The organism is Rodentibacter myodis, from assembly GCF_001999305.1.
Classification (GTDB): Bacteria; Pseudomonadota; Gammaproteobacteria; order Enterobacterales; family Pasteurellaceae; genus Rodentibacter; species Rodentibacter myodis.
Map to the genome: position 1 here is coordinate 157,757 of NZ_MLHQ01000010.1, position 25,944 is coordinate 183,700.

Here is a 25,944-nt window from a genome sequence, read left to right on the forward strand (position 1 = left end):
ATGCACGAAAAAGCCACTCAAAACGCCTACACGGGCGCATTCACGAGTTTTATTATGGGGCGCATTGCCGATATGTACGCAAATATCAACTGGGCGGATGTCGCCTCGGTGGTCGGTATTTTGATTGCTGTCGCCACCTTTATCGTCAACTGGTATTACAAGAAAAAAGATTTTGAACTAAGAAAACTGGAAATTGAAGGAAAAATCAATGGTAAGAAAAGCCGCTAAATGGGGTTGCTCGGTGGTTGCCGTGGTTGCCCTAGTGATTGCCGCACACGGCAATGAAATTCGCACATCAGAACAAGGCTTGCTCTTAATCGGCAATGCCGAAGGCTGCCAACGTAAGCCCTACACCTGCCCTGCCGATGTCCTCACTTTTGGCATTGGCACAACAGACACGGTGGAAAAAATCAATCCCAATAAAATTTACACAGACGAAGAAATTGCCCGCGCCTTTGCCAAAGGCGTACAACAGGCGGAAAAATGTGTCAACACCTACGCCAACGGGCAAACAATGCCACAAGGCGCATTTGATGCCTTAACCTCGATCACCTTCAATGTCGGTTGCGGAAAGCTCAAAAACAGCACCCTGTTTAAACTCGCCCGTCAAGGTTACAGCCCCGCAATGTGCGGTCAATTTGAACGTTGGATTTATGCCGGCGGTAAACCGCTCAACGGCTTAATTGACCGCCGCCAAAAGGAGAAAGCCCTATGTTTAACTTTTTAAGCCTCAAAGAAAAAGGCATTTTATTCATCGGGCCAATGTTGATGGGGTTGGTTATCCTTTTTCTTGGTTGGCAGGCAAATCACTGGCGTGCCGAAATGATAAAAGAGGAACAACTCAAAGCTAAGTGGCAAACGGCTTACTTTGCGTTAAACAATCAAGTCCAACAATTTGCCGAACAGCAAAAACAGCTCACCGCCGCCGTGAATGATCTCAAAACCCAACAAACAAAACAAACACAGGATTTAAAAAATGCGCTTAAACAACATCAAACGTGGGCTGATAGCCCTGTGCCTGACAGCGTGCGCGGCGTGTTCAACGCCCCCGCAAATCATTAAATCGCCGATACTTTGTCCGCAGGTTGCCGAGTGCGGTCGGTTTTCGCCACCAATTCGCACCAATGGCGAACTCGCCGAAGCCTATCAACAGACACAGCACAGGCTAAATTTGTGCGTGATAGAAAACGACAGCCTAAAAAAATGCATCGAAGATTTTAACCAAAAGGAACAAAACCAATGACCGACCAATTCGACCGCGCACAACAGCTTGAAGAAATACACCGTGAAATCGCCCTCAAAAAACACCGCACGTTTAAAGCGGTCAGCCGTCTTTATTGCGAAGATTGCGAGGCACCCATTCCGGAAAAACGCCGCCAAACTATTGTAGGCGTAACCCGTTGTGTAACTTGCCAAGAACGTGAAGAAAAACGCCAACGGAACTTTAGAAAATGAAAAAGCCCAACCAACTACGCAACATCCTTGAACAAAGTCACGCCGACTTTATCAACAATCCCGACCGCCTGCAGCTTTATGTTGACGGCGGTCAAATCATTGCCACCGGTAGCCATTCATTCAGCTTTGAATATCGCTACACCCTCAACGTGGTTGTCACGGATTATGCCGGTGATATTGCCGCCCTTGTCGTGCCAATCATTGCTTACCTACGCACCAATCAGCCTGAAATATTTGAAAACCCTGCACGGCGTGAAAATGCCTTCAAGTTTGAAGTAGATTACAACAATAACAACACCGCCGACATCAGTTTTGAAATCCAACTCACCGAACGGGTGGTGTCTAAAAATGAGGTTGAAGGCGTGCAAATTCGTTATGCCAAAGAACCGGTGCTTGACGAAGCCCGCCGCGTGAAAGTGTATTTGCAGGATTGGGATAATTTGATTTTTGAGGGGAACGTTTAATGGCAACGGTGCAAGAAATCCAAGCAAAATTAACCGCACTTATCAACAACTTATCGCCCCAAGCACGCCGCAAACTGGCAAAAAACATCGGACAATCCTTGCGAAAAAATCAAGCCGCACGCATTGCCCGACAACAAAACCCGGACGGCAGTGCCTTTGAAGCCCGCAAGCCCCGTAAACATTTTGGCAAAAAGCAGGGGCGCATTAAACGCAAAGCAATGTTCGCCAAGTTGCGCACCGCCCGCCATTTAAAAGTGCGGTCAAACGGCAATGAGGTTTTAGTGGGCTTTAACGGCTCAAGTGCGGCGATTGCAACGGTGCATCAATATGGGTTAAAGGGCACGGTAGATAGAAAGAAAGGGATTAAAACAAAATATGCCCAACGGGAATTGTTGGGCTTTACGGAACAGGATTTAGAATTGATTGAAGAACTGGTGCTAACTCAATTATCACATAATTGAATTAGGCTTTAGCGTTATTATCCGGTATTGCGGCAACAATAAAACCCAAAATTATCGTGATAAATAGAGATAAAAGAATACTATCGGTTATTAACCAAAGCACGAAAACCAATGCCACAATCGGAATAAACGCAACCGTTGCCATACTAAAAATAGCAGAAATCACCGCAATAGTGAGGCTTCCGGCAAAAAATAATCCTAAACAGATAATCAACGAAATGCCAATGCCAGTATCAGTGCCATATTTCCTCCCTTTATTTTGCTGATTATTAAACCTAACACAAAAATTTGTCAATAAAAAAGCGAGTTTTTATGAATAATTTACAGCTTACCGTATTACTCAATGCCATTGATAAAATTTCCGCGCCGGTAAAAAATGCGGCTAAAAGTGTCAATGCCCTTTCAGAACAATTAAAAAATAGCAAATCAGCATTGCGTGAACTTGAAAAAGTACAAAATCAAATGAATTCATTTTCTCGCACCACAGAGAAAATAAATAAAAGCACCGAGGCAATCAATAAACACGCCAAAAAATTAGATAACCTACGCAATAAAATTTCTAAAATGAAAAATGAGCGGGTTGATCTCAAAGGTCAAATTAAAGATGCCGAGCTTTATCATTCAAGTTTAATTTCTAAGGGAAAGGTTGCCGAAGCCTTGGCAGTCCGTGTCAAAATTGGCGATCTCACCAAACAATATGAAAAGCTACAAGGAAGCATTAGCGAAACCGGCAGAAAAATAAGTAAAGAAAATGCTGAATGGAAAGCCGGTCGCCGTGAAAAAGCCAAACAACTTTTACAACTTCGAGAGTTAAAGCGCAAGTTGAAAGAGGCAGGGATTGATACAAAGCATTTTGCCCAACAAGAAACCTTGCTTGCTGAAAAAATTAAAGCAGCCAATAAAACCATTGAGCAACAACAAGCACGCTTAGCGAAATTAAACGCTAAACAGGCTGCCTATCAAAAATATCGTGGGCAAGTCGAAAATCTAAAAGAAATCAGCGGAAAAGCGCAAATGATTGGTGCGCAATCTATGGCAGCCGGTGCGACTATCACCGCTCCACTTGCCAACGTCACCAAAGATTTTATGAATTTTGAAGATGCAATGATTGGTGTGGCACGCCAAGTTCCGGGCTTAAAAGATGAATTCGGAAACTTTACCCCTGAATTTGATGAGTGGAAAAAGAAAATCCAAAATCTATCAAAAACGCTACCGCTAACCACTGTTCAAATCGCCAATATGATTGAAAGTGCGGCAAGAATGGATATTCCGAAAGAGCAACTGGAAGAATTTGTGCGGATTAACACACAAATGGCAACTGCATTTGATGCAACCAATCCGGATGAAATGGTTGAGGCGTTCGGAAAAGTCAGTAAAAACTTTAAACTCACTCAAGAACAAACAAGAGAACTTGCCGATACGATCAACTATTTGGACGATAACACCATTTCTAAAGGTACGGGCATTATAGGCTATATGAACAGAGTGGCAGGTATTGCCGGCATTGCCAAAATCACCGATAAAAATATGGCTGCTCTTGGCTCAACATTACAAACATTAGGCGCGGCAGAAGAAGATAGTGCCACAGCCGTTACCACGATTTTTACCCGTTTAGGTGTGGCAGGAAACCATAAAGAAGTGGATGGCGCACTTAAAAAATTAAGGTTAGATCCGAAAAAAATTGCAAGTGGAATGGCAAAAGATGCACAAGCCACATTGATGTTGATTGTCGAAAAAATCAAAGGGTTAAAAGACAGTGAACAAACTGATGTAATGAAAGGACTTGTGGGGATTCCGCATATTAAAACCATTTCAAAATTAGTGACAAATACCGAAGAATGGCGTAGACAAATTAAACTTGCCAATAGCGAGGCAGCAAAAGGCTCAATGGCGAGAGAGTTTGAAACAAGAATGAAAGCCCTTTCGGCATCGACACAGATTTTTGAAAACCAACTTTACAATTTAAAAGCAACGATTGGAGGCGTGCTTGCACCTACACTAAATTCAGTAATGGTTAAAATTGGGGGGATCATTGACAAGGTCAAAGCGTGGATAGAAGCTAATCCGGAACTCGCAAGAAAAATTCTTATTGTTGCGGGTGCAATCGGCACAACGCTTACTGCTTTCGGCGCATTAAGCCTTGCATTAAGTTTTGTGGTTTATCCTATTGCCCGATTATTTCTTGGCTTGTCAAAGCTAAAAATTTTATTGCCTAAAATTAGTGCGTCCTTCAAAACTGTCGATGGCTCAATTCTACGCGGTTTATTGTCACCACTTAAATTATTGATGTTTGCCTTCACGCCTTTAGGGGCAGTTATTATTGCAACAGTTGGAATAATAGCCGGTTCAATTTATAAATATTGGACACCAATCAAAGCCTTTTTCGGTGGTTTTTGGGAAGGATTAAAATCAGGGCTTGCACCGGTTATTGAAAAATTTAAACCGTTGGGCGATCTATTTGGCGTTGTAGTCGGCTGGATTGAAAAAGCCGTGAAATGGTTTATGGATTTGCTCTCGCCGGTTCAAAGCACACAAAAAGATTTAGATGCCGCCGCAAGTGCCGGTAAAAAATTTGGTGAATGGGTAGCAAAAGGAATTGATCTCGCGCTCACACCGTTGAAATTATTACAAGATGGCATTCAATGGGTATTAGATCATATGCCAAGTATTGAAGGTATCAGTAACGCCCTTGATAAAGGAAACCAAATCACCGAACAAGCCCAACAAATAAAAGAAGAAGGAATCAAAAAGGCTTTTGGGGACGGTATTTTAGGCAAAACTATGCAACTACTAAGCGATCCTAATTTACAACACTGGAAAGGCGGATTAGTGAAAGGCTATTCAGCAGGCGGCTACACCGGCAACGGCGGTAAATATCAACCAATGGGGATTGTTCACGGCGGCGAATATGTGATGACAAAAGAGGCGACCTCACGCCTTGGCATTCACACCCTAAACGCCCTCAATTATGGCAAACAAGCCTTAATTGCAGGCGGCTTGGGCGTAAGTGTTGCCACGGCCGCACCGGTGCAGGCTGATAGCCGACCGCCCATTTCAGCACGTCCCGTTGCCGCACAAGTCACCCAACCAATGACAGTGCAAATCACCATTAATGCCGCACAAGGTATGGACGAGCGAATGATTGCACAACAAGTGGCAAAAGAATTTCAACGCATCCAAAACCAACAACAGGCACGCGCACGCAACAGCTTACGCGACAGGGGGTAACAAAAGGGCGAAAGCCCTTTTTTGTTTGATAAAAAAAATCACTCGGGTTATAGTAGCGAACCTATCCATCCCATAGGAGTGTGAAAAATGTTCAAAGAAAAAGGCTATGATGAATTTTTAGCAGCAAGTATTAAACGTGGTGAAGCGGACGTTGCTGCAGGGCGCGTATTTACTTTAGAACAAACTAAAGCACATCTGCAAAAAACAATCGAAAAAAAAGCACGAGAACTTGAAGATACTGAACGTGAAGTATTGATTTATGGCTAAGATTATCTTTACCCAAGAAGCCGATCGTAACTTAAACGAGATTGTTTCAAACGTTATTGAATATACGGGTTATGAGTTAAGCGGAATTAAGTTAGCCGATGATATTTTTGCTAAAATTGATGTGATCGCCTATATGCCTATGGCCGCAGGCAGAATTATTCAAGATAACCGCCGTGAAGCTTTTTGCCGTGGTTATCGTATCGTTTATGATATTGTCGGCGGTGAAGTATATATTCAAACTATTATCCACTCCCGCCGATTATATCCTCGCCCCTAAATCTTTTCCTTTTTCTATCTAAAGCAAGTCTCACGCTTGCTTTTTTTGTTACCCCACACTTCACACGCCCCCACCCTCGCAATCTTCCTTTATCTCACCAACAATAGGGCTATTTATTACATCATCACAATCTACCCTATGTCTGCCGAAATCAACCGCCGAATTGATAACCTGATCCGCTTTGGGCTGATTGCCGAAGTGGATTATGCGCAAGCCCGTGCGCGGGTAAAGAGCGGTCAAATTCTGACGGATTTTTTACCCTTTGTAACCTTTCGTGCCGGCACAACCCAAACGTGGTCGCCGCCAACCATAGGCGAGCAATGTGTCATTTTGGCGGCAAGTGGTGAATTTACCACGGCTTGTGTGCTTGTGGGGCTTTATACCCAAAACAGCCCAAGCCATTCCCAAGATTTGCACCTCATTCAATTTGCAGACGGGGCAATCATTGAATACAACCAAGCCACAGGCGCATTGACTGTCAGCGGTATTAAAGTCGCCAATATTACGGCAGCAAACCAAATCAATATTGATTGCCCCTTCGTCAATATCAAAGGCAATGTAAAAGTCGAAGGCAGCATCACCGCAAGCGGTGATGTAAAAGGCGGCAAAATTAGCCTACAAAATCACAAACACCTTGAGCAAGGTGACGGTAAAGACACAGGCAAAGCAAAATGAACCGATACACAGGCGAACAGTTAGCGGACGAAACCGCTCACATCAAACAATCTATTGCAGATATTCTGCTCACGCCCATTGGCTCCCGCCTGCAGCGGCGTGAATATGGCAGTCTTATTCCAATGTTGCTTGACCGCCCGATTAATCGCACGCTTTTATTACAACTTGCCGCTTGTGCGGTTACGGCGATCAACCGTTGGGAACCGCGCGTGCAAATCACCCAATTTAAACCGCAGCCGATTGAAGGCGGCATTAATGCAAGCTATGTGGCACGCTTTCGCAAAAACAATCAAGAAATCCGAAACGAACAATTATTACTAAGTGGCAAATAATGAGCGAACTTGTTGATTTATCCAAACTTGAAGCCCCCAAAGTGCTTGAAGATTTAAACTTTGAAACCTTACTTGCCGAACGCAAAGCGGAATTTATCGCCCTCTATCCGCCGGAAGAGCAGCCCTTTTGGCAGGCACGGCTCAATCTTGAAAGTGAACCCATTACCAAATTATTGCAAGAAGCCGTGTATTTGCAGTTGTTGGAACGCTCACGTATTAATCAAGCGGCACAAGCCACAATGTTGGCTTATGCCACCGGCAGCGATTTAGATGTGATTGCGGCAAATTACAACGTGCAACGCCAAGTCATCCAAGCAGAAGATAACAGCGTTACACCGCCCATTCCTGCCATTTTGGAAGACGACACCGCCCTACGCCTGCGCACCCAATTAGCCTTTGAGGGGCTTTCGGTTGCAGGGCCGCGTTCAGCTTATGTGTTTCACGCCCTTTCTGCTCATCCTGAAGTGGCGGATGTTTCCGTGGTTTCACCCGAACCGGCACAGGTTACCGTCACCATTTTAAGCCGAATCGGACAAGGCACGGCAAGCGAGGCAGTACTCAACGCCGTGCGGGAAAAACTCAACGATGAAAACACCCGCCCTATTGGCGACCGTGTCACCATACAAAGTGCGGTGATCAATCCTTATCAAATCCACGCCAAACTGCATTTATATCGTGGCCCGGAATATGAACCAATCAAAGCGGAAACCTTAAAAAAACTTACCGCCTACACGGAAGAAAAACGCCGACTGGGACGGGATATTAGCCTATCCGGCATTTACGCCGCTTTACATTTAGAAGGTGTGCAACGGGTAGAACTGCTTTCCCCAACCACCGATATTGTGCTGCCAAGCTCAAAATCGGGTTACTGCACCAACATCAATATTGAAATAGTCACCAGCGATGATTACTAACCATTTATTGCCCATTGGCTCAACACCCCTTGAAAAACGGGCAGCGAAAATCCTCAAAAGTGCGGTCGAGAATCCCATTATTATTGCGGATTTAATCAACCCCGACCGTTGCCCACCCGAACTCCTGCCCTATTTAGCGTGGGCGTTTTCGGTGGATAAATGGGACGAACATTGGACAGACGAAGTCAAACGCATTGCCATTAAGCAATCTTATTTTGTGCATAAACACAAAGGCACGATTGCCGCCGTGAAACGGGTGATTGAGCCTATCGGCTATTTGATTGAATTAAAAGAATGGTTTAACACCCAACCGCAAGGACAACCCGGCACCTTTAGTTTAACCGTTGAAGTGCCGGAAAGCGGCTTGACTGAACAAACTTACAATGAGTTGGTGCGTTTGGTGAATGATGTCAAACCCGTCTCTCGCCACCTGACACAACTCGCTATCGCCATTTCGCCAACAGGGGCATTGAACACCTTTATCGGACAACAAGAAGGCGAAATCACCACCCTTTACCCACAAGGATAATTTATGGCATCACAATATTTTGCACTTTTAACAGATTACGGCACTGCCGCTTTTGCCAAAGTCATCAGCAGTAGCCAACCGCTACAACTTACCACCTTTGCCGTGGGCGATGGCAACGGACAAACCGTTACGCCAACTGCCAATCGCACTTCCCTTGTGCGTGAAAAGCACCGTGCAACAGTGAGTGCCGTCACATTAAGTGTCGATCACAGTGTGATTTTTGTCCCCCGCCAACAACTCACCCCGAAAACTATCACCGCTACGACGAAAATGGCTTTGATGAAAGCGGTCACAATCACAAAATAGACAAAGCTACGACAAGTCAAGCAGGGATTGTACAACTCTCAAATGACGATAACAGCGATGACGAGACTAAAGCTCCAACACTGAAAGTGATTAAAAAATTTAAGGGACTGATTGACAGCCTCACCCGAAGCCTTGGGAATTACATTCCAAACAGCAAAAAATCCAACGCTACCAATAGCTCAAGTAGCGCCACCATTGCAACAAGTGCGGCGGTAAAATCTGCAAACGATAACGCCAACGAACGAGTTTCAAAATCAGGCGATACGATGACGGGTAATCTGATTATTGATTATGGTGATTACTCCAACATTGAATTGCGAAACCGCGCTGGACAGCGAATTTTATTTGAGCATAAACCTTATTCATTAGGCTCTGATACTTTTGGTAATTTTATTCTAAGAAATGCGAATGGCGACAACTTAAACGTACTAGGGTTACCCAAAAAAAATGCCACACTTGCAACAATAGAAGATGTCAATAGCCGCATTCCCCTTGATGGCAATGCTGATATCAACGGGATAAAAAATTTCGTAGGAACTGTCCGTTTAAAAAACGGATTAGCATTAGCTAATTCGGAGTATGTAGATAGCATTCGTCTAAGCAACTGGGATTGGAAACGTCCTATCAAAATAGGAAACGATACTTTAATAGGCAATGATGTAGCAGCGATAGGATTTAACTCCAATGGTACTTTTCATTTTTTCAATTTGACTCAAAAGCAAGAAATTGCTGCCGTGTACGAAAACGGAAAAATATTCGGACAAGATTTTATTGCTCAAGGCAAGTCATTATCTCAAGCTGTCATGCTAAGGCATTTAATTGGCATACCACAACCCTATCCGCTCGGTAATGTTCCCGAAGGCTTTTTGGCGATGAATGGCTCTCGTTTCGATAAGAATCGTTATCCTATTTTGGCGGAGCGTTATCCATCAGGCTATTTACCCGATTTACGGGGGGAATTTATTCGGGGTTGGGATAACGGAAGAAACGTAGATGCAGGACGAAATTTATTAAGTTCTCAAAGCGATGCCATTCAAGACCATTTCCATTTATTGCCAACACAGAATGGCGACTCATCAAAGTGGGAAGAGGATATTCAATCAGTATTCTTAGATAACGGTGGCAATAGAAAAATCGATGGTGCATTAATTCGTGTTAGTGCATTAGGGAGCAATAATGGAAATAATCCAAATATCGCCGACAATGGGATAGCAAGAACTTACCGCGCTAGTGCTAAATATAACACCGACCAACGAACCGCAGGCGAAACCCGTCCTCGCAATATCGCTTTTCAGTACATTTGTTTAGCTGGGTAATTCACTATTTAACAAAAAATAAAAGGAATGACAATGACCGTTCAGTTTAACGCAGAAGGCTTTGCCCTTAAAAGTGGCGAAGTAACCGTTTATGTGGTAGATAGCCAAGGCATTTACCATCACAGTGAAAATGAATATGTGAGTATTGGCGCCGGTTTAAGCGCCGGAGCATTTTTAGATGCTCCGCTACAGGATAAAGCAGGTTTTGCGATTATCCGCACCGACAAGGGTTGGGAGTATATTGCAGACCACCGAGGCAAAATCTGTTACGACAAATCGACCCGAACAGAAACAATCATCTCAAAACTCGGGGAAATCCCCCAAAATTTAACCGCACTCAAACCGGATAGCGAATACGACATGTGGAATGAAGATGCGGGTTGCTGGGAAGTTTCGCAGGAAAAACTGACCGCACTTTTAACCGACCGAAAAACAGCGTTATTACAACACATTGCAGATAAAACCGACCAATTAAAAGCACAGTATTTGCTGGGCTATTCCCAAGCTGAAATTGATAGTTTTTATCGACAGGAACGTGAAGCACGGGGCGAATTACCGTTGATGTTATTGACCGAACTATTCGAGGGGCGGGACGATTTAGTCAATATTGAGCAACTCAAGGAAAAAGTTATCGAAAAAGCGGATTTGTTTGCAATCATTATGGGCAAAACCTTTGCCGTTAAGCAGAATTTTGAAACCCATATTGAACAAGCCCAAACTTTAGAAGAACTGGAAAACATTAGTAAGGAGATTGACAAATGGCAATCTATTTAGCCATTTACAAAGGCAAAGCTAAAAATCTCGTTGAACGGCTGCAAGACAGTATTATTCGTTTTTTTACAAAAGGTCAATATTCGCACTGTGAGTTAGTTGTTGAACGGTTAGAACAATGGGGACAATATGACTACCGCCCTGTTTATGATTGTTACAGCTCAAGCCCTCGGGACGGGGGCGTGCGTTGTAAACAAATCAACGTTGCCGACAGTTCAAAGTGGGATTTAATCCCAATCGATAACCTCACCGAAGCCCAAATTAAGGCGTATTTTGACCGCACTTGTGGGGCGAAATATGACTGGTGGGGCGTGTTGGGGATTGTATTCGGCATCAAGCAAAAAAGAAGCAAGTATTTTTGTAGCGAGTGGTGTTTTAATGTGATATTTAACTCGGACAATGGATGGAGGTTTAGTCCTAATGACTTAGCAATTATCTTTAAAAAATGAAGACGGCGACACAGTAGGTGTTACCGCACCCGCTGTGCCAGCTACGCAATCCTAGCTTGCATATAGCCATCTGCCGCCTGCCTCGCGAGGCGTGCGGATTTTAACAAAACCATTAAAAGTGGGAAATGCTTATATGCAAAAAATGAAAGAAATCCGGTGCAAGTGCTGTAAAAAATTACTTGCACGAGCAGAAAATGTACAACGCTTAGAAATTAAATGCGTGCGTTGTAAAACTTTAAATCAATTTTAACAAATTTGAGTATCGGAGCACCAAGCTAAGAGTGCCGGAATGCCATAGAATAAAACTATGGCAAATCAAACTATCTTCAAACAAGCCCCGCTCCCATTTGTCGGTCAAAAACGAATGTTTCTGAAACATTTTGAAAACGTTCTTAATGAAAATATTCTCGGTGACGGCGAAGACTGGACTATTATTGATACCTTTGGTGGTTCGGGTTTATTAAGTCACACGGCAAAACATATCAAACCCAAGGCGAGAGTGATTTACAATGACTTTGACGGATACGCCGAGCGATTAGCGCATATTGATGACACTAACGCATTGCGTTCACAACTTTATGCTGCAATCGGTGACGGTACGCCAAAAAACAAACGAATGCCAAAGGTATTAAAGGCAGAACTCGTCAAAATCATTCAAAATTTTGAGGGATATAAAGGACTTAAATTGCTTGGCGAGTTGGTTGCTTTTTAGTGGTCAGCAAGTCGGCACGCTCGAAGATCTATTCAAAAATGATTTTTGGCGTTGTATTCGTCAATCTAATTATCCAAGCGCAGACGGTTATTTAGACGGAGTTGAGATTATTCGGGAGTCGTTTCATACGCTCTTACCTAAACTTACAGACAATCCGAAAGCGTTATTTGTGTTAGATCCGCCATATTTATGTACAAAGCAAGAAAGCTATAAACAAGCGACTTACTTTGATTTGGTTGATTTCTTGAGGTTGATACATTTAACCCGCCCGCCGTACATCTTTTTTAGCTCGACTAAAAGCGAGTTTATCCGCTTTATCGAAGCGATGGTTGAAGATAAATGGCAAAACTGGAAAGCGTTTGAAGACTATAAACGAATAACGTTACAGACAAGTGCGAGTTATATCTGCAAGCAGGATTATTATGGCATTAAATAAAGCATATTTAACCATGCAACCAGGGGAAGTACATGCGCTGCTTGGCGAAAATGAGGCTGGCAAATCAACCTTACTCAAAGCGCTTTCCAGGGCGCAGCCTCAAACAAGAGGTGAAATTATCTTCAACGGTGAAGTACTTTCATTGCATGATTCCCCCTTTTGATCGCCAATTAAAAGGGATTGTGACCATTTATCAAGAGTTTAATTTATTACCAAATATGACCATTGCAGAGAATTTCTTTCTCGGTAGAGAGCCAACCCATGGCCTATTTATCAATGAAAAAATAATGAATGAAGAAGCTCAAATGGTGTTGGATAATTTAGGGTTGAATATCAAATCGGATACTCAGGTCGCCCGTTTAAGTATCGCTCAACAGCAGATGGTAGAAATTGCCCGAGCGATGACGCTGAATACCAAGCTGATTATTATGGATGAACTTTCTGCCGCATTGAGCGATAAAGAAGTAGAAACACTCCATAAAATCGTGCGAGATCTTAAAAAACGTGGTGTTAGTGTTATTTATATAACCCACCGTTTAAATGAAGTGTTTGCCTTATGTGATCGTTTTACTGTTTTTCAAGACGAATGTTATGTCGGGGAAGGTAATGTTTCAGACACTTCAGTGGATAACATTATAAAAATGATGGTTGGGCGAGAGGTGGCTTTTACCCGCCGTCCCTCGGAAGAAACTCATCATGCCGATAAACCGATTGTACTTACCGTAAAAAATCTAACACGGGAAAAACCGATACTTGATCCGCACGGTATCGCTTTACATGATATCTCTTTTAGTATTCATCAAGGCGAAATATTGGGTATTGCCGGCTTAGTCGGTACCGGACGAACTGAAATCGCCCGTTGTCTATTTGGACTTGAGAAATATACCGCAGATGTATTGACACTCAATGGCAAACCCTATCAAGCCACCTCACCGCTTGATGCGCTTGAAAAAGGGATCGCGCTCGTACCAGAAGAATTGTTGATGAACCAACCAGGGGAATTGATATAGGAGCAAAATCTGAAATTCATCAAGTGCTATTTGATATGACAAAACAGGGAGTTGCCATTTTAGTGATTTCATCTGATTTACCGGAAATTATGGCAATTTCCGACCGTATTATTACCCTTTCTGAAGGAAGGGTAACAGGTGAAATTCACGGTGATGAAGCAACTGAAGAAAAATTAATGTCGATGATGGCAATAGGCGTACAGCGTAACAATTAAATCTGTGAGGAATTTATGTCTACTCAATTTTTAAAATGTTTAGGTATAGTTGATGAAAAAGGTAAAATTGATTTTATCTCCTTTTTTGAACGCTTTGGCGTATTAATTTTCTTCCAAGCTCAAAATAAAGCTTTTCTTTCTCAACGTAATATTTACAATGTTCTAACTGAAGTATCTATTTTTGGGATTATGGCGGTTGGAATGACATCTGTTATTTTAACTGCAGGTATTGATTTATCCGTTGGGTCAATTCTAGCAGTAACTACAATGTTTGCCGCCTATATTATCAAAGGCGGTAATGCCATTACTATCGAACCTGGATCGTGGGTGGGATGAGTGGAATGATTGGTTTAGTTATTTGCCTCATCCTTGGTACCTTTATTGGCTGGATACATGGACTGGGTGTAACAAAACTTAAACTACCGCCATTTATTGTTACCCTTGGAGGAATGACCATTTGGCGTGGAATTACCTTAGTCATCAATAACGGTTCCCCTATTGCTGGTTTTGATGCCAATTATCACTGGTGGGGAAGAGGCGATCTGCTTGGCGTACCTGTACCAATCCTACTGTTTGCGCTTATTGCTATACTTGGTTATTTTGCGTTGCACAAAACCCGTTGGGGACGTTACGTCTATTCCGTAGGAGACAATCGCGAAGCGGCTCACCTCGCTGGAGTGAATATCAACCGTACGCTGGTAAGTGTGTATGTCATTATTGGGTGGTTACGGCAAAATCACCGGTACTATCTTTGGTTCAATCATTATAGGGGTGTTAATCAATGGCTTGGTATTAATGGATGTCTCCGCTTATTACCAACAAATCATAATGGGAGTGATCATTATTCTAGCCGTCACCTTTGATACTTATGCAAAAAGTCATCGAGGGGCAATTTAACTCCTCACAATGGCTATTTTTTAATAAATATTCGTAAACTCATATTCAGGAGGCAACAATGAAACCATTAGAATCGGCTTAGTCGGTACTGGCTATATAGGACGTTGTCACGCTATTGCTTATGCTCAAGTAGCAACCCTTTTCCCACTTAAAGCAAATATCAAACTAGAGTATCTAGCAGAAATTAATCAAAATCTCGCCGAACAAAAAGCCAAAGAGTTCGGTTTTGCTCACGCCACTGGTGATTGGCGAGAATTGGTATCCCATCCAAATGTCGATGTAGTAGATATTTGCACACCTAATTTTCTACATAAAGAAATTGCCTTGGTTGCTATTGCTAATGGTAAGCACGTTTACTCGGAAAAACCGTTAGCTTTAACAGCCGATGATGCTAAAGAAATGGTAGAAGCGGCCAAAAAAGCTGGTGTAAAAACGATGGTCGGCTTTAATTATATTAAGAATCCTACAACTCAATTAGCAAGAGAAATTATTCAAAATGGTGAAATCGGAGAAATCATTCACTTTTACGGTACACATAATGAAGATTATCTCGCAAATCCTAATACACCGATAGATTGGCATTGTTACAAGGATAAAGCCGGCTTAGGTACGTTAGGCGATCTTGCCGCACATATCATCAACATGGCACATTATTTAGTTGGTGAACAAATTGTAAGCGTCTGTGGCGATATTCAAACTATAATTACCGAACGTCCCGATCCCCATAATCCAACACAAAAAATACAGGTAGAAAATGAAGATCAAGCCTCTACTTTAATACGGTTTTCTAATGGTGTAATGGGTACGATTGAAAGCTCCCGTATTGCTTGTGGGCGAAAAATGGGGCTAACCTATACCGTTACAGGAACAAAAGGAACATTGATTTACACCCAAGAAAGAATGGCAGAACTTAAACTTTACATTCACAATGACACACCATCAAGACAAGGCTTTAAAACTATCTTGGTTGGGCCAACACATCCTGATTATGCTGCATTCTGTGCTAGTGCCGGACATGGCGTTGGATTCAATGAGCAAAAAAGTGTTGAAATTCGAGATTTAATCAATGGTATCGCGACCAATAACTCAATATATCCTGATTTTGAAGAAGGATATAACGTATCAAAAATCTTAGAAGCAATCATGATATCTGCACAACAACGGCGATGGATAGATATAAATTATTCATCATAAATGATCTACCGAAGAAATAACCAAATCTTGGGGAAATATGTACCAGATACACAAAATAGAAAGAGAGTAATGCGTATGCCTAAATAAATATTTAATGGAATATTATTAAAAAGAGCCAGCGTAAATTTTCAATTTAGAGAGACGGAAAAATATAATCGTCTGATTAAATTAATTGATCGTATATAAAAATCTCTTAATCAAAAGATTAAGGGATTTTTGTTCTTACCAACAGAACCGCTGATTTACAAAATTTTCCGACCGCTCTTTTTGCCACTTTTCCTTATTTTGAGGATTGGCAAAAAAGTCATCTTGAGCTTTCAAACGCGCTTTTAATTTAACTTCCGCTTCTTTTAATGCTGCCGTGCGATCTTGAAATTTTGATGGAAATGCTGTGATAAAAAGCACTTCATAAGGATGGGAGATCGTCCAACTTATCGCTTCTTCTGCTGCTTTACGCTGTTTTTTCAAATCACAAAAAGCATAGGGATTAATAAATTGCCCGACTAATTGGCTAAATCCGGTATTTTCTGCCACGGTCTGTGTTGGTAAACCCAGCACATAAAGTGTCGTAATAAGACGATTTTGCCCTCGATAATACCAATTTACCGCCTCATCACGTAAGCCGAAATCATAAGCTCGTGCTGCCAGCGTAAACATTGTTATCGGTGAAATTCGCGCCGGATTTTCTTCCACAAATTTGACCGCACTTTGATAGTCTTCCAATGTATTTGCACGCAACATCGGATCAATTTTAGGATGTACAAACACATTATCTGCTTTGCCCTTTTGGGCGGAATAATAAGGCTTCACATAAATATCAATGGATTTTATCGGTTCTTTACTGATTGCACTGCACCCACTTAAGCAAAGTGCGGTCAAAATCACGGAAGTTTTTATCAAAAATTTCATTGTTTCCCTATATAATGCACTAAAATTTATCTTCAATTTGATTATGAAAATCCACTTAATCCGCCGCCAAATCACCCTTGATTTCAATAATGAAACCAGTTTGCTCGATCATTTAGAACGCCATCACATTCACCACGAATATCAATGCCGCAGCGGTTATTGCGGTTCGTGTCGGGTGAAGATCAAAAAAGGCAAGGTTTCCTATCGGGAATCCCCCCTTGCCTTTATTCAACCTGATGAAATTTTACTATGCTGTTGCCGAGTGGAAAGTGATATTGAGCTGGATTTATAAGTTATTCAAATCCAACACATCCGTCATATCAAATAACCCCTTTGATTTACCTTCAAGCCACTTTCCGGCACGCACGGCTCCATTTGCGAAGGTCATTCGGCTTGAGGCTTTATGGGAAATTTCTACCCGTTCGCCAATATCGGCAAACCACACACTATGTTCGCCCACTACATCGGCGGCACGAATGGTTGAAAAGCCAATTTCTTCCCGTTTGCGTTCACCGGTGATTCCTTCTCGGCAAAATACGCCGTGAGTTTTTAAATCACGTCCTAAGGTTTTTGCGATATGTTCTCCCATTGAAAGTGCGGTGCCTGAAGGCGCATCTACTTTGTGGCGATGATGGGCTTCGATAATTTCAATATCGCAATAATCCCCCATTACTTTGGCGGCTTTCTCCAGAAGTTTAAACACTAAATTCACACCAACGCTGTAATTTGAGGCAAATACAATGGCAATGTTCTCCGCCGCCATTTGAATCGCGGTTTTACCAGCTTCATCAAAACCGGTTGTGCCAATCACCATTTTCTTATTATTCGCGATACAAAAAGCAAGGTGTTCAAGCGTGCCTTCGGGGCGGGTGAAGTCAATTAAAATATCAAAGCGATCTTTTTGTGAAAGTAAATCATCGGAAACCGCTATCCCTAGCTTTCCAATGCCCGCCAATTCACCGGCATCCGCCCCGACTAAAGATGAACCTTTACGCTCAAAAGCCGCCCCCAATTCTACCCCTTCCGCATTTTGAACCGCTTGAATCAACTGACGTCCCATTCTTCCGCCGGCACCGACAATCGCCATTTTTACTGTCATTTTACTTTCCTCTTTTTAATGAATAATTTCGTTAATGCCATTGTAAATCAGTAATAAACCGAAAAACAAAAACACTACACCTGCCGCATTATCAATGTAACGGCTGTATTGGCTATATAATCGCTTGGCAATACTGCGTGAAAAAATCAATGAAACCAAATAAAAATAGAAAAAGGTTTCCAACACAATAATGAAAAAAGCGAACAAAATTTGCCACGTCTCCGTAATATGCACCAACACCAGCGACATCACACTGCTGAAATACACCACCACTTTAGCATTGGATAAATTCACCAAAAGCCCTTTCATTATTTCTTTTTTAATGGTGGTTTGTTGATTTAATTCCAACGCTGAAACGGGTTCAAATTGAGCGTGTTTTTTACTTCGTGCCATTAAAAATCCAAGGTACGCCAAATAGCTCCCCCCCAACATCATTATCACGCCGTGTAATGCGGGCATTGTGGCAAATAACACGGCGAGACCAAGCATTGACAACGCTGCCCAAAATGCCACGCCCAATGTGATGCCAAAAATGCCACAGATTGTATTTCGGCGGGAATTACTCGCCGCCATTCGGCTTACATAAAAGAAATCCGGCCCCGGTGTCATTAAACCAAATAAATGAACGATCATTAAATTCAACATCATTAAATCCAAATTTGTACAACAAGAATTACCATTACCGCATAAATGGCGGCGAGGACATCATCCACCATAATGCCAAAACCGCTTTCTAATTTTTCATCAAAATAACGAATTGGGAAAGGTTTTAGAATATCGAAAAAGCGAAATAGCACAAATGCCGTGACAATCCATTGCCAAGAAAGTGTCGGTACCGCAGACAAAACGATAAAGACGCCGACAAATTCATCCCATACAATTGCACCGTGGTCGTGTATGCCCATATCTTCCGCCGTTTTTTGGCAGAGGTAACAACCCAGCGCAAAGCAAAGTGCGGTCAAAATGAGAAAGATTTTTGTGCCGCAAAGCATCAGTAATGCGACACCTAAAATCGTACCTACTGCACTTCCCCAAGTGCCGGGGGCGGGGGTCAGTAAGCCGGAGCCTAATCCCACCGCCAGTAAATGCACGGGATTTTTTAAAGAAATACGTTTTAAAGGATTATTTTCCATTGATTTTCATCCCTAAAATACCCAAACGAGAAACCACGTCTATTATCTAAAAATGTTTACCCATTGAAATAGCTTGAGTGTTAATCAGGATACCAAGCGTGGCGGCTCCACTGATTATTTTGTGTCAAATAAAAAAGCACGCGTTGTAAACGCGCGCCATTTTAAGTTAAGAGGATTTATTTACGCCCTAGTGCCGGAGCGATTTTGTCTAACACACCGTTAATATATTTATGGCTGTCGTCCGAACCGAATACTTTTGCAACCTCAATCGCTTCATTAATCACCACTTTGTACGGCACATCCAATTCAAAACGCAATTCATACACGGCTAAACGTAGCACCGCTTTTTCAATGGGATCGAGTTCATCAAAAGTGCGGTCAATATAAGGCTCAATAGTAAAATCAACGGTATCAATATTTTCTACCGTTTGGCGAAACAATTTACGAAAATAAGGTTTATCCACCCCATCCATATCTTGATCAAGCACAAAGGCAAGTTCCACTTGTTCAACATTATTACCGGAAATCGCCCAAGAATATAAGGCTTGAACCGCACATTCACGCGCACGGCGGCGGGCAGAAGGCTTTTTCACTTGTTTTTGTTCAGTCATAAGCACTATGCCGCGTCAATTTGTTGAAGAAGATTGACCATTTCAAGGGCGGTTAATGCCGCTTCAGCCCCTTTATTACCTGCTTTGGTGCCGGCTCGTTCAATGGCTTGCTCGATATTTTCCGTGGTTAACACACCAAATGCCACCGGAATTTCCGCCTCCATAGCCACTTTGCCTAAACCATTGCTGGCTTCACCTGCAACATATTCAAAATGCGCCGTACCGCCACGAATAACCGTGCCAAGTGCTACGATCGCATCAAATTTTTTACTTTCTGCCAAGCGGCGTGCCGCTAACGGCAATTCATAGGCACCCGGCGCACGCACGATCGTAATATTTTCGTCTTTAACCTGACCGATACGTTTTAAGGCATCTACTGCACCTTCTAGTAAACTTTCATTAATAAAACTGTTAAAACGGGCAATAGCCACGGCAACTTTTGCATTTGGTGCGGCAACTGCGCCTTCTAAAACTTTCATATTTTTTCCTATATTCTTCATAATGATAAAAACGGTGGCGGATTTTAGCATAAAAATTATTGACTATCAGCATTTATCTCTTGCCGTTCTTTGCAATAAAAATGGTTTTATACTTCATCAATCACAAATTCAAACCAATCAATTACATCCTTTTCGTGAATACCATTGGCAATTAATATATCGGCATTTTTCACCGCCTGCGGATCGTCTGAAATTAATGGATGCCAATTCGGTAAAGGTTTACCTTCATAAATGAGGCGATAAGCACAAGTGTTTGGCAACCAATGAAAATCCGGCAAATTTTTCTTCGTCAATTTTGTGCAATCTTTTTCGATTTGAAAACGATGCGTATAATTAGCACACTTGCCGGTTTCAAGATCCAATAAATTGCAGGCAATACGGGTGTAATAAAGTTTCTGATGTTTGCGCCGCCCTTGAATGTATTTCCGATAACAACATTTGCCGCAACCATCACATAATGCTTCCCATTCAGATTCTGTCATCTCAAGCAGGGATTTGGTTTGCCAAAAATTGGGGGTTAAATTTTTCATAGAAATGAGATAAGGCGTTGTTAGCAATTTTATAATGAAAACTTAGGGGCGACACGCAGGCATAAGTAACAATAACATAATGAAATTGTGTATTTTTAACCGATATTCGAGCCTACAATTTCGTCATAAAAAAGAAAGTGCGGTCATTTTTCACCGCACTTTTTTCTTATATTCGGTTTAGAAACCTTCTTTTAAACTTACCGTTAAATTGAAAACTAAATGTTCCGGACGGCTATCTTTGCTGTCGGCACAATAGTAGCCTTCACGTTCAAATTGATAGGCTTTCTCCGCTTCGGCATTATGCAGGCTTTTTTCCACAAAACCCTGTTTAACGGTTAATGAATTTGGGTTTAACACATCGTAAAGCTCTTCCGCCGCACTTGGATTTGCCACGGTAAACAAACGATCGTACAAACGAAATTCCGCCGGTAAATTATCTTCTGCGGAAACCCATTGAATCACGCCTTTCACTTTGCGACCGTCTGCCGGATTTTTGCCCAAGGTTGCCGGATCGTAAGAACAATATACAGTGGTGATATTGCCTTCGGCGTCTTTTTCCACGCGTTCTGCCTTAATCACATAGGCATTGCGTAAACGCACTTCTTTACCCAGCACCAAGCGTTTATATTGTTTATTCGCTTCTTCACGGAAATCCGCTTGATCGATATAAATCTCGCGGGTGAAAGGCAGTTCACGCGTGCCTAGCTCCGGACGATTCGGGTGATTTGGTGCGGTTAATATTTCTTTTTCGCCAAAGTTTTCGATCACGACTTTTAACGGATTCAACACCGCCATTGCACGTGGTGCATTTTCGTTTAAATCATCACGAATACAAGATTCCAACGCACTGTATTCCACCACATTGTCCTGTTTTGTCACCCCAATGCGGCGGCAAAATTCACGAATGGAAGCAGGGGTATAACCACGGCGGCGTAATCCCGAAATAGTTGGCATACGCGGATCATTCCAACCATCTACAATGCCATCTGTCACTAATTTCAACAATTTACGTTTAGAAGTGAGGGTATATTCTAAATTTAAACGTGAAAATTCATATTGGTGCGGCAACGGACGTTCAATAGAAATATTATCCAACACCCAATCATATAAACGGCGGTTATCTTGGAATTCCAACGTACACAATGAGTGGGTAATACGCTCAATGGCATCGGAAATACAATGGGTAAAATCATACATTGGATAAATGCACCATTTATCGCCCGTTTGGTGATGGCTTGCAAATTTAATGCGATAAAGCACCGGATCACGCATTACCATAAAAGGCGAAGCCATATCAATTTTTGCCCGTAAACTGGCTTTTCCTTCGACAAATTCACCGTTTTTCATTTTTTCAAATAAGGCGAGGTTTTCTTCCACGCTGCGATCACGATATGGGCTGTTTTTACCCGGCTCGGTCAAAGTGCCACGGTATTCACGCATTTCTTCCGGTGAAAGTTCATCCACATACGCCAAGCCTTTTTTGATCAATTCAATGGCATAACCGTACAGTGTATCAAAATAATCGGAAGCGTAATGAATATCCCCTGCCCAATGGAATCCTAGCCATTCCACATCTTGTTTGATGGAATCCACGTATTCCACATCTTCTTTAACAGGATTGGTATCGTCAAAACGTAAATTACATAATCCGTTGTAATCCTTTGCGAGACCAAAATTGAGGCAGATGGATTTGGCGTGGCCAATATGTAAATAGCCGTTTGGTTCTGGCGGGAAACGGGTGTACACATTATTGTGTTTTCCGCTTGCTAAATCTTCGTCAATAATTTGGGTAATAAAATTATGCGGGCGAGTGCTTTCCGCATTTTCTAAGGAATGTTCGGTATTGCTCATAACTTTCTCAAATGGGTAAAAAAATAATCGGCTATTCTATCTGTTTTATAAAAAAAAAGCGAGATATGCAAAAATGTGGAATTTCGCACCACTAATTTTTAGCTAATTTTAAAATGTAAGATTAAACATCTTGAGAAAGATGTTGTCTCACACCAAGATTTTTCGTGCAAAGCGGAAAATTTATCATTAAAATACACAAACTGAACAATCGTTCATTATTGGAAATTTATTGTCAATGAAGAAAATCTTATTTGTACTCGGACTCTTAATTTTAGGCGGTGCCGCCTTTTATTTTTTTACAAACAATAACAACCAACAATCCACCTATTTAACGGAAAAAGTGACACGCGGTAACATTGAAAAAACCGTTGTCGCCTCAGGCTCTATCAGCAGTATTAATGAAGTGGATGTGGGGGCTCAGGTTTCCGGTAAAATCACCAAACTTTATGTCACCTTGGGGCAGGAGGTCAAAAAAGGCGATTTAATTGCCGATATTGATTCCACCACACAAATTAATGATCTCAATACCAAAAAAGCCGCCCTTGCGAGTTTTCAGGCACAATTAAAAGCCAAAGAGACGGCACTTAACGTGGCACAATCCGCTTATTCCCGCTATTCAAAACTTTACGGTCAAAAAGCCACCTCTCTTGATGAGCTAAACAATGCCAAAAACACCTTTGATGCGGCGAAAGCGGAAGTGGATGCCTTAAAAGAATCCATAAAACAGGCGGAAATTGAAGTAAACACTGCCGAAACCAATGTGGGCTATACCAAAATCACTTCCCCAATTAATGGCACGATTATTTCGACTCCAATTTCCGAAGGACAAACCGTCAACTCGGCACAAACGACCCCAACTATTGTAAAAGTAGCAGATTTAACCCAAATGCGGGTGAAACCGGAGATTTCGGAAGGCGATATAACAAAGGTAAAGGCTGGTCAAAAAGTTAGTTTTACAATTTTGTCTGAACCGAATACGCAATATGAAGGCGTGATTTCTTCCGTCGATCCCGCCACCACAACAGAAAGCGATAATACCTCGACATCAAGTAGCTCAAGTTCTTCAAGCAGCACAAGTGCGGTCTATTATTATGCCAATTTAATCGTGGATAACCCTAACCGCACTTTGCGTATCGGAATGACCACGGAAAACAATATTAAAATTGCCGATGCGCAAGATGTGTTGTTGGTTTCCAATATGGCAATTCAACATAAAGACGGTAAAACCTTTGTGAATATTCTCAATGCCGACAATCAACCGGAAATGCGTGAAGTTGAAATAGGCGTACAAAATGATTTTCAAACGGAAATTAAAGCCGGTTTAAATGAAGGTGATAACGTCATCGTCTCACAAGTTGCGGCAGGTGAAAAAGTGGGCGGTGCGGTTCGTGGCCCGAGAATGTTTTAAAGTGCGGTAGAAATTTAATGAATATTATCGAAATTAACCAGCTCAACCGCTACTTTGGCGAAGGTGAAAATCGCGTTCATATTTTGAAAAATATTTCACTGAAAATAGAAAAAGGCGATTTTGTAGCAATTATCGGGCAATCCGGTTCGGGCAAATCCACCCTAATGAATATCATTGGCTGCCTTGATACCGCCACTTCCGGTTCTTACAAAATTGACGGCAAAGAAACCAACCAACTTTCTGCCAATCAACTCTCTGACTTACGCAGCCAAAAATTCGGTTTTATTTTCCAGCGTTACAATTTGCTTTCCAGTTTAACGGCGGCAGAAAACGTGGCACTACCGGCTATTTATGCCGGAATGCCACAAACCCAACGCTTAGAACGCGCCAAGCAATTATTGGAGAAACTGGGCTTGGGCGATAAATGGCAAAATAAACCAAGCCAGCTTTCCGGCGGACAGCAACAACGGGTAAGTATTGCCCGAGCCTTAATGAACGGTGGTGAAATCATCCTTGCCGATGAACCTACCGGTGCATTGGATTCCCACAGTGGGCAAAATGTAATGGAAATTTTGCGCCAACTTCATCACGAGGGGCATACCATTGTAATGGTCACCCACGATCGTGATATTGCCGCCGGTGCAAACCGTGTGATCGAAATTAAAGACGGCGAAATCATTGCCGATACACAAAAAGAAGCAGTGAAAAGTGCGGTCGAAAATCACGCCAAAATAAAACCGCACTTTGGGTTCAGCAAAGATCAACTTATTGAAGCCTTCCGAATGTCCGTCAGTGCCATTGTGGCGCATAAAATGCGTTCGTTGCTGACAATGCTCGGCATTATTATTGGGATCACCTCGGTGGTTTCCGTGGTTGCCCTTGGGAATGGTTCGCAACAAAAAATTTTAGAAAATATTAAAGGCATTGGCACAAACACAATGACGATTTTTAACGGTACAGGCTTTGGCGATCGCAAGGCAGAACAAATGCAAAATCTTACCGTGAGCGATGCCAATGCGTTAAATAAACAAAGTTATGTGCAAAGTGTTACGCCAAACAGTAGCTCCAGTGGCACCTTGGTTTATGGCAATCAAACCTTTTCTTCCACCAATTTAAAAGGCGTGGGTGAACAATATTTTGATGTGGACGGACTTAGCCTCAAATTAGGCAATTTTTTCTCGGCACAAGACGTGCGGGAAAATAATCAGGTGGCACTCATTGATGAAAGTGCGCAAAAAGCTATTTTTGCCAATGAATCCCCTCTTGGAAAAGTGGTGATCTTTAACAAACGCCCGCTACGGATTATCGGCGTGGTATCCGATAAACAAATGGGTGGCGCAAGCAGCTCTTTGAATGTTTATGCCCCTTACACTACGGTGATGAATAAAATTTCCGGCAGTAAAAAAATTGGTTCGATCACACTCAAAATCGCCGATGACATCAATTCTACCGCTGCCGAAAAAGGCATTACCGAATTGTTGCAAGCACGCCACGGCAAAAAAGATTTTTTCGTAATGAACAGCGATACCATCAAACAAACCATTGAAAGTACCACCGGCACAATGAAATTGCTCATTTCCTCTATTGCCTTTATTTCGTTAATTGTGGGCGGTATCGGTGTAATGAATATTATGTTGGTGTCAGTGACGGAACGCACCAAAGAAATTGGCGTGCGAATGGCGATTGGCGCACGTCAAACCAATATTTTGCAGCAATTTTTAATTGAAGCGGTGTTAATTTGTTTAATTGGCGGTATTACCGGCATTTTACTTTCAGGCGTAATCGGTTTGCTGTTTAATCTTTTTATGAAAGATTTTGCAATGGCATTTTCTGCGGTGTCAATTATTACGGCGGTAGTCTTTTCCACCCTTATCGGCGTGATATTTGGCTATATGCCGGCAAAACGTGCGGCACAGTTAAACCCTATCACCGCACTGGCGCGTGAATAGATTTTGTAAAACCTCAAAATGCGGTTAAAATTCACCGCACTTTTTA

General features: G+C 42.2%; 37 protein-coding genes and 2 pseudogenes. 30 read left to right on the top strand and 9 right to left on the bottom strand.

The window, feature by feature from the left end; all coding sequences use genetic code 11:
• The 7 genes from BKL49_RS04605 to BKL49_RS04635 are packed head-to-tail and all read left to right on the top strand — an operon-like array spanning nt 1 to nt 2,380.
• On the top strand, nt 1–228 hold the full coding sequence (locus tag BKL49_RS04605; protein ID WP_077423442.1) for a phage holin: 228 nt from the start codon (nt 1–3) through the stop codon (nt 226–228).
• On the top strand, nt 209–727 hold the full coding sequence (locus BKL49_RS04610) for a lysozyme (protein WP_077423443.1): 519 nt from the start codon (nt 209–211) through the stop codon (nt 725–727). Before BKL49_RS04605 ends, BKL49_RS04610 begins: the two co-directional genes overlap by 20 nt.
• The gene (locus tag BKL49_RS04615) at nt 712–1,062 is read left to right on the top strand and encodes a chemotaxis protein (protein ID WP_077423444.1); all 351 of its coding nucleotides are present in this window, start codon (nt 712–714) and stop codon (nt 1,060–1,062) included. The genes BKL49_RS04610 and BKL49_RS04615 overlap by 16 nt, the downstream gene beginning before the upstream one ends.
• On the top strand, nt 977–1,243 hold the full coding sequence (lysC, locus tag BKL49_RS12620; RefSeq protein WP_077423445.1) for an Rz1-like lysis system protein LysC: 267 nt from the start codon (nt 977–979) through the stop codon (nt 1,241–1,243). The genes BKL49_RS04615 and lysC overlap by 86 nt, the downstream gene beginning before the upstream one ends.
• Entirely contained in the window at nt 1,240–1,455 is a 216-nt protein-coding gene (locus BKL49_RS04625; protein ID WP_077423446.1) for a TraR/DksA C4-type zinc finger protein, read from the top strand. The genes lysC and BKL49_RS04625 overlap by 4 nt, the downstream gene beginning before the upstream one ends.
• Entirely contained in the window at nt 1,452–1,919 is a 468-nt protein-coding gene (locus BKL49_RS04630) for a phage tail protein (RefSeq protein ID WP_077423447.1), read from the top strand. Before BKL49_RS04625 ends, BKL49_RS04630 begins: the two co-directional genes overlap by 4 nt.
• On the top strand, nt 1,919–2,380 hold the full coding sequence (locus tag BKL49_RS04635) for a phage virion morphogenesis protein (RefSeq protein WP_077423448.1): 462 nt from the start codon (nt 1,919–1,921) through the stop codon (nt 2,378–2,380). Before BKL49_RS04630 ends, BKL49_RS04635 begins: the two co-directional genes overlap by 1 nt.
• 1 nt (nt 2,381) lies before the next feature.
• Here BKL49_RS04635 and BKL49_RS04640 read toward each other — a convergent pair whose 3' ends face one another.
• The gene (locus BKL49_RS04640) at nt 2,382–2,594 is read right to left on the bottom strand and encodes a hypothetical protein (RefSeq protein WP_077423449.1); all 213 of its coding nucleotides are present in this window, start codon (nt 2,592–2,594) and stop codon (nt 2,382–2,384) included.
• 98 nt (nt 2,595–2,692) lie between these two features.
• On the opposite strand from BKL49_RS04640, the gene BKL49_RS04645 reads away from it, so the two are divergent.
• The 20 genes and pseudogenes from BKL49_RS04645 to BKL49_RS04720 all read left to right on the top strand — a co-directional run bounded on the left by BKL49_RS04645 (nt 2,693) and on the right by BKL49_RS04720 (nt 15,908).
• Nucleotides 2,693–5,608, top strand: a complete 2,916-nt coding sequence (locus tag BKL49_RS04645) for a phage tail tape measure protein (RefSeq protein WP_077423450.1) — start codon at nt 2,693–2,695, stop codon at nt 5,606–5,608.
• An 87-nt stretch (nt 5,609–5,695) separates the two neighbouring features.
• Nucleotides 5,696–5,875, top strand: a complete 180-nt coding sequence (locus tag BKL49_RS04650; RefSeq protein ID WP_077423451.1) for a hypothetical protein — start codon at nt 5,696–5,698, stop codon at nt 5,873–5,875.
• Nucleotides 5,868–6,152: a type II toxin-antitoxin system RelE/ParE family toxin gene (locus tag BKL49_RS04655; RefSeq protein ID WP_077423452.1), complete on the top strand. Its 285-nt coding sequence runs from the start codon at nt 5,868–5,870 to the stop codon at nt 6,150–6,152. The genes BKL49_RS04650 and BKL49_RS04655 overlap by 8 nt, the downstream gene beginning before the upstream one ends.
• A gap of 138 nt (nt 6,153–6,290) precedes the next feature.
• Nucleotides 6,291–6,827: a phage baseplate assembly protein V gene (locus BKL49_RS04660; RefSeq protein ID WP_077423453.1), complete on the top strand. Its 537-nt coding sequence runs from the start codon at nt 6,291–6,293 to the stop codon at nt 6,825–6,827.
• Nucleotides 6,824–7,159, top strand: coding sequence for a GPW/gp25 family protein (locus tag BKL49_RS04665; RefSeq protein WP_077423454.1), 336 nt, complete (start codon nt 6,824–6,826; stop codon nt 7,157–7,159). Before BKL49_RS04660 ends, BKL49_RS04665 begins: the two co-directional genes overlap by 4 nt.
• The gene (locus tag BKL49_RS04670; RefSeq protein WP_077423455.1) at nt 7,159–8,073 is read left to right on the top strand and encodes a baseplate assembly protein; all 915 of its coding nucleotides are present in this window, start codon (nt 7,159–7,161) and stop codon (nt 8,071–8,073) included. Before BKL49_RS04665 ends, BKL49_RS04670 begins: the two co-directional genes overlap by 1 nt.
• Complete coding sequence (locus tag BKL49_RS04675) at nt 8,063–8,602, top strand: phage tail protein I (protein ID WP_077423456.1); 540 nt, start codon at nt 8,063–8,065, stop codon at nt 8,600–8,602. Before BKL49_RS04670 ends, BKL49_RS04675 begins: the two co-directional genes overlap by 11 nt.
• A 3-nt stretch (nt 8,603–8,605) precedes the next feature.
• Complete coding sequence (locus tag BKL49_RS12625; protein WP_244151951.1) at nt 8,606–8,908, top strand: phage tail-collar fiber domain-containing protein; 303 nt, start codon at nt 8,606–8,608, stop codon at nt 8,906–8,908.
• Nucleotides 8,909–8,994: 86 nt separating this feature from the next.
• Nucleotides 8,995–10,224: a phage tail protein gene (locus BKL49_RS12635; RefSeq protein ID WP_244151952.1), complete on the top strand. Its 1,230-nt coding sequence runs from the start codon at nt 8,995–8,997 to the stop codon at nt 10,222–10,224.
• Between the two features lie 33 nt (nt 10,225–10,257).
• Nucleotides 10,258–10,998 carry a tail fiber assembly protein gene (locus BKL49_RS12485; RefSeq protein WP_208607799.1) on the top strand — a complete coding sequence of 247 codons (741 nt, stop codon included), beginning with the start codon at nt 10,258–10,260 and terminating at the stop codon, nt 10,996–10,998.
• The gene (locus BKL49_RS04695; protein ID WP_077423457.1) at nt 10,983–11,444 is read left to right on the top strand and encodes an enoyl-CoA hydratase; all 462 of its coding nucleotides are present in this window, start codon (nt 10,983–10,985) and stop codon (nt 11,442–11,444) included. Before BKL49_RS12485 ends, BKL49_RS04695 begins: the two co-directional genes overlap by 16 nt.
• A gap of 142 nt (nt 11,445–11,586) precedes the next feature.
• Complete coding sequence (locus BKL49_RS12880; protein ID WP_143530812.1) at nt 11,587–11,694, top strand: Com family DNA-binding transcriptional regulator; 108 nt, start codon at nt 11,587–11,589, stop codon at nt 11,692–11,694.
• A 57-nt stretch (nt 11,695–11,751) separates the two neighbouring features.
• Nucleotides 11,752–12,592 (top strand): annotated as a pseudogene (locus tag BKL49_RS04705) (hypothetical protein).
• The gene (locus tag BKL49_RS12805; RefSeq protein ID WP_279625910.1) at nt 12,579–12,755 is read left to right on the top strand and encodes an ATP-binding cassette domain-containing protein; all 177 of its coding nucleotides are present in this window, start codon (nt 12,579–12,581) and stop codon (nt 12,753–12,755) included. The pseudogene BKL49_RS04705 and the gene BKL49_RS12805 overlap by 14 nt, the downstream one beginning before the upstream one ends.
• On the top strand, nt 12,739–13,602 hold the full coding sequence (locus tag BKL49_RS04710) for an ATP-binding cassette domain-containing protein (protein WP_279625911.1): 864 nt from the start codon (nt 12,739–12,741) through the stop codon (nt 13,600–13,602). The genes BKL49_RS12805 and BKL49_RS04710 overlap by 17 nt, the downstream gene beginning before the upstream one ends.
• A gap of 35 nt (nt 13,603–13,637) precedes the next feature.
• Nucleotides 13,638–13,817 carry a hypothetical protein gene (locus BKL49_RS12640; RefSeq protein WP_244151953.1) on the top strand — a complete coding sequence of 60 codons (180 nt, stop codon included), beginning with the start codon at nt 13,638–13,640 and terminating at the stop codon, nt 13,815–13,817.
• A 15-nt stretch (nt 13,818–13,832) separates the two neighbouring features.
• Nucleotides 13,833–14,153: an ABC transporter permease gene (locus tag BKL49_RS12645; protein WP_244151954.1), complete on the top strand. Its 321-nt coding sequence runs from the start codon at nt 13,833–13,835 to the stop codon at nt 14,151–14,153.
• 5 nt (nt 14,154–14,158) lie between these two features.
• A pseudogene (locus BKL49_RS12650) lies at nt 14,159–14,482 on the top strand (ABC transporter permease); the annotation flags it as partial.
• Nucleotides 14,483–14,525: 43 nt separating this feature from the next.
• Nucleotides 14,526–14,714 (top strand): hypothetical protein, encoded by a 189-nt coding sequence (locus BKL49_RS12655; protein ID WP_244151955.1) that lies wholly within the window; start codon nt 14,526–14,528, stop codon nt 14,712–14,714.
• Between the two features lie 66 nt (nt 14,715–14,780).
• Nucleotides 14,781–15,908, top strand: a complete 1,128-nt coding sequence (locus BKL49_RS04720) for a Gfo/Idh/MocA family protein (protein WP_425271870.1) — start codon at nt 14,781–14,783, stop codon at nt 15,906–15,908.
• Nucleotides 15,909–16,130: 222 nt separating this feature from the next.
• On the opposite strand, the gene BKL49_RS04725 is transcribed toward BKL49_RS04720, so the two are convergent.
• A complete protein-coding gene (locus tag BKL49_RS04725) occupies nt 16,131–16,817 on the bottom strand; it encodes a hypothetical protein (protein ID WP_077423460.1) in 687 nt (228 codons plus the stop codon).
• A 43-nt stretch (nt 16,818–16,860) separates the two neighbouring features.
• On the opposite strand from BKL49_RS04725, the gene yfaE reads away from it, so the two are divergent.
• Nucleotides 16,861–17,109, top strand: a complete 249-nt coding sequence (gene yfaE, locus BKL49_RS04730) for a class I ribonucleotide reductase maintenance protein YfaE (protein WP_077423461.1) — start codon at nt 16,861–16,863, stop codon at nt 17,107–17,109.
• Here the strand turns inward: yfaE and dapB are convergent.
• The 7 genes from dapB to glnS all read right to left on the bottom strand — a co-directional run bounded on the left by dapB (nt 17,104) and on the right by glnS (nt 22,541).
• Nucleotides 17,104–17,916: a 4-hydroxy-tetrahydrodipicolinate reductase gene (dapB, locus tag BKL49_RS04735; protein WP_077423462.1), complete on the bottom strand. Its 813-nt coding sequence runs from the start codon at nt 17,914–17,916 to the stop codon at nt 17,104–17,106. The two genes, yfaE and dapB, sit on opposite strands and share 6 nt — an antisense overlap.
• Nucleotides 17,917–17,931: 15 nt before the next feature.
• Nucleotides 17,932–18,561: a LysE family transporter gene (locus tag BKL49_RS04740; RefSeq protein WP_167367115.1), complete on the bottom strand. Its 630-nt coding sequence runs from the start codon at nt 18,559–18,561 to the stop codon at nt 17,932–17,934.
• Nucleotides 18,562–18,563: 2 nt separating this feature from the next.
• Nucleotides 18,564–19,049 (bottom strand): phosphatidylglycerophosphatase A family protein, encoded by a 486-nt coding sequence (locus tag BKL49_RS04745; RefSeq protein WP_077423464.1) that lies wholly within the window; start codon nt 19,047–19,049, stop codon nt 18,564–18,566.
• 176 nt (nt 19,050–19,225) lie between these two features.
• Nucleotides 19,226–19,660, bottom strand: a complete 435-nt coding sequence (gene nusB / locus BKL49_RS04750; RefSeq protein WP_077423465.1) for a transcription antitermination factor NusB — start codon at nt 19,658–19,660, stop codon at nt 19,226–19,228.
• 5 nt (nt 19,661–19,665) lie between these two features.
• Nucleotides 19,666–20,139 (bottom strand): 6,7-dimethyl-8-ribityllumazine synthase, encoded by a 474-nt coding sequence (gene ribH / locus BKL49_RS04755; protein WP_077423466.1) that lies wholly within the window; start codon nt 20,137–20,139, stop codon nt 19,666–19,668.
• Nucleotides 20,140–20,246: 107 nt separating this feature from the next.
• Nucleotides 20,247–20,690, bottom strand: coding sequence for a YcgN family cysteine cluster protein (locus BKL49_RS04760; RefSeq protein WP_077423467.1), 444 nt, complete (start codon nt 20,688–20,690; stop codon nt 20,247–20,249).
• Between the two features lie 177 nt (nt 20,691–20,867).
• A complete protein-coding gene (glnS, locus tag BKL49_RS04765; RefSeq protein WP_077423468.1) occupies nt 20,868–22,541 on the bottom strand; it encodes a glutamine--tRNA ligase in 1,674 nt (557 codons plus the stop codon).
• 235 nt (nt 22,542–22,776) lie between these two features.
• On the opposite strand from glnS, the gene BKL49_RS04770 reads away from it, so the two are divergent.
• Nucleotides 22,777–23,949 (top strand): efflux RND transporter periplasmic adaptor subunit, encoded by a 1,173-nt coding sequence (locus BKL49_RS04770; protein WP_077423469.1) that lies wholly within the window; start codon nt 22,777–22,779, stop codon nt 23,947–23,949.
• Between the two features lie 17 nt (nt 23,950–23,966).
• Nucleotides 23,967–25,898: a MacB family efflux pump subunit gene (locus BKL49_RS04775; RefSeq protein ID WP_077423470.1), complete on the top strand. Its 1,932-nt coding sequence runs from the start codon at nt 23,967–23,969 to the stop codon at nt 25,896–25,898.
• Nucleotides 25,899–25,944 lie beyond the last annotated feature (46 nt).

What these genes read in the sequence shown, in the direction of transcription:
- nusB (WP_077423465.1), bottom strand. Translation starts at nt 19,660, where the DNA reads ATGACTGAACAAAAACAAGTGAAAAAGCCTTCTGCCCGCCGCCGTGCG.
- BKL49_RS12645 (WP_244151954.1), top strand. Translation starts at nt 13,833, where the DNA reads ATGTCTACTCAATTTTTAAAATGTTTAGGTATAGTTGATGAAAAAGGT.
- BKL49_RS04760 (WP_077423467.1), bottom strand. Translation starts at nt 20,690, where the DNA reads ATGAAAAATTTAACCCCCAATTTTTGGCAAACCAAATCCCTGCTTGAG.
- BKL49_RS04645 (WP_077423450.1), top strand. Translation starts at nt 2,693, where the DNA reads ATGAATAATTTACAGCTTACCGTATTACTCAATGCCATTGATAAAATT.
- BKL49_RS04710 (WP_279625911.1), top strand. Translation starts at nt 12,739, where the DNA reads ATGATTCCCCCTTTTGATCGCCAATTAAAAGGGATTGTGACCATTTAT.
- BKL49_RS04625 (WP_077423446.1), top strand. Translation starts at nt 1,240, where the DNA reads ATGACCGACCAATTCGACCGCGCACAACAGCTTGAAGAAATACACCGT.
- BKL49_RS04660 (WP_077423453.1), top strand. Translation starts at nt 6,291, where the DNA reads ATGTCTGCCGAAATCAACCGCCGAATTGATAACCTGATCCGCTTTGGG.
- ribH (WP_077423466.1), bottom strand. Translation starts at nt 20,139, where the DNA reads ATGAAAGTTTTAGAAGGCGCAGTTGCCGCACCAAATGCAAAAGTTGCC.
- BKL49_RS04675 (WP_077423456.1), top strand. Translation starts at nt 8,063, where the DNA reads ATGATTACTAACCATTTATTGCCCATTGGCTCAACACCCCTTGAAAAA.
- BKL49_RS04770 (WP_077423469.1), top strand. Translation starts at nt 22,777, where the DNA reads ATGAAGAAAATCTTATTTGTACTCGGACTCTTAATTTTAGGCGGTGCC.
- BKL49_RS12485 (WP_208607799.1), top strand. Translation starts at nt 10,258, where the DNA reads ATGACCGTTCAGTTTAACGCAGAAGGCTTTGCCCTTAAAAGTGGCGAA.
- BKL49_RS12655 (WP_244151955.1), top strand. Translation starts at nt 14,526, where the DNA reads ATGTCATTATTGGGTGGTTACGGCAAAATCACCGGTACTATCTTTGGT.
- BKL49_RS04670 (WP_077423455.1), top strand. Translation starts at nt 7,159, where the DNA reads ATGAGCGAACTTGTTGATTTATCCAAACTTGAAGCCCCCAAAGTGCTT.
- lysC (WP_077423445.1), top strand. Translation starts at nt 977, where the DNA reads ATGCGCTTAAACAACATCAAACGTGGGCTGATAGCCCTGTGCCTGACA.
- BKL49_RS12640 (WP_244151953.1), top strand. Translation starts at nt 13,638, where the DNA reads ATGACAAAACAGGGAGTTGCCATTTTAGTGATTTCATCTGATTTACCG.
- BKL49_RS04695 (WP_077423457.1), top strand. Translation starts at nt 10,983, where the DNA reads ATGGCAATCTATTTAGCCATTTACAAAGGCAAAGCTAAAAATCTCGTT.
- BKL49_RS04745 (WP_077423464.1), bottom strand. Translation starts at nt 19,049, where the DNA reads ATGGAAAATAATCCTTTAAAACGTATTTCTTTAAAAAATCCCGTGCAT.
- glnS (WP_077423468.1), bottom strand. Translation starts at nt 22,541, where the DNA reads ATGAGCAATACCGAACATTCCTTAGAAAATGCGGAAAGCACTCGCCCG.
- BKL49_RS12880 (WP_143530812.1), top strand. Translation starts at nt 11,587, where the DNA reads ATGAAAGAAATCCGGTGCAAGTGCTGTAAAAAATTACTTGCACGAGCA.
- BKL49_RS04630 (WP_077423447.1), top strand. Translation starts at nt 1,452, where the DNA reads ATGAAAAAGCCCAACCAACTACGCAACATCCTTGAACAAAGTCACGCC.
- BKL49_RS04650 (WP_077423451.1), top strand. Translation starts at nt 5,696, where the DNA reads ATGTTCAAAGAAAAAGGCTATGATGAATTTTTAGCAGCAAGTATTAAA.
- BKL49_RS12805 (WP_279625910.1), top strand. Translation starts at nt 12,579, where the DNA reads ATGGCATTAAATAAAGCATATTTAACCATGCAACCAGGGGAAGTACAT.
- BKL49_RS04605 (WP_077423442.1), top strand. Translation starts at nt 1, where the DNA reads ATGCACGAAAAAGCCACTCAAAACGCCTACACGGGCGCATTCACGAGT.
- BKL49_RS04655 (WP_077423452.1), top strand. Translation starts at nt 5,868, where the DNA reads ATGGCTAAGATTATCTTTACCCAAGAAGCCGATCGTAACTTAAACGAG.
- BKL49_RS04635 (WP_077423448.1), top strand. Translation starts at nt 1,919, where the DNA reads ATGGCAACGGTGCAAGAAATCCAAGCAAAATTAACCGCACTTATCAAC.
- BKL49_RS04775 (WP_077423470.1), top strand. Translation starts at nt 23,967, where the DNA reads ATGAATATTATCGAAATTAACCAGCTCAACCGCTACTTTGGCGAAGGT.
- BKL49_RS04615 (WP_077423444.1), top strand. Translation starts at nt 712, where the DNA reads ATGTTTAACTTTTTAAGCCTCAAAGAAAAAGGCATTTTATTCATCGGG.
- dapB (WP_077423462.1), bottom strand. Translation starts at nt 17,916, where the DNA reads ATGACAGTAAAAATGGCGATTGTCGGTGCCGGCGGAAGAATGGGACGT.
- BKL49_RS04740 (WP_167367115.1), bottom strand. Translation starts at nt 18,561, where the DNA reads ATGTTGAATTTAATGATCGTTCATTTATTTGGTTTAATGACACCGGGG.
- BKL49_RS04665 (WP_077423454.1), top strand. Translation starts at nt 6,824, where the DNA reads ATGAACCGATACACAGGCGAACAGTTAGCGGACGAAACCGCTCACATC.
- yfaE (WP_077423461.1), top strand. Translation starts at nt 16,861, where the DNA reads ATGAAAATCCACTTAATCCGCCGCCAAATCACCCTTGATTTCAATAAT.
- BKL49_RS04610 (WP_077423443.1), top strand. Translation starts at nt 209, where the DNA reads ATGGTAAGAAAAGCCGCTAAATGGGGTTGCTCGGTGGTTGCCGTGGTT.
- BKL49_RS04725 (WP_077423460.1), bottom strand. Translation starts at nt 16,817, where the DNA reads ATGAAATTTTTGATAAAAACTTCCGTGATTTTGACCGCACTTTGCTTA.
- BKL49_RS12625 (WP_244151951.1), top strand. Translation starts at nt 8,606, where the DNA reads ATGGCATCACAATATTTTGCACTTTTAACAGATTACGGCACTGCCGCT.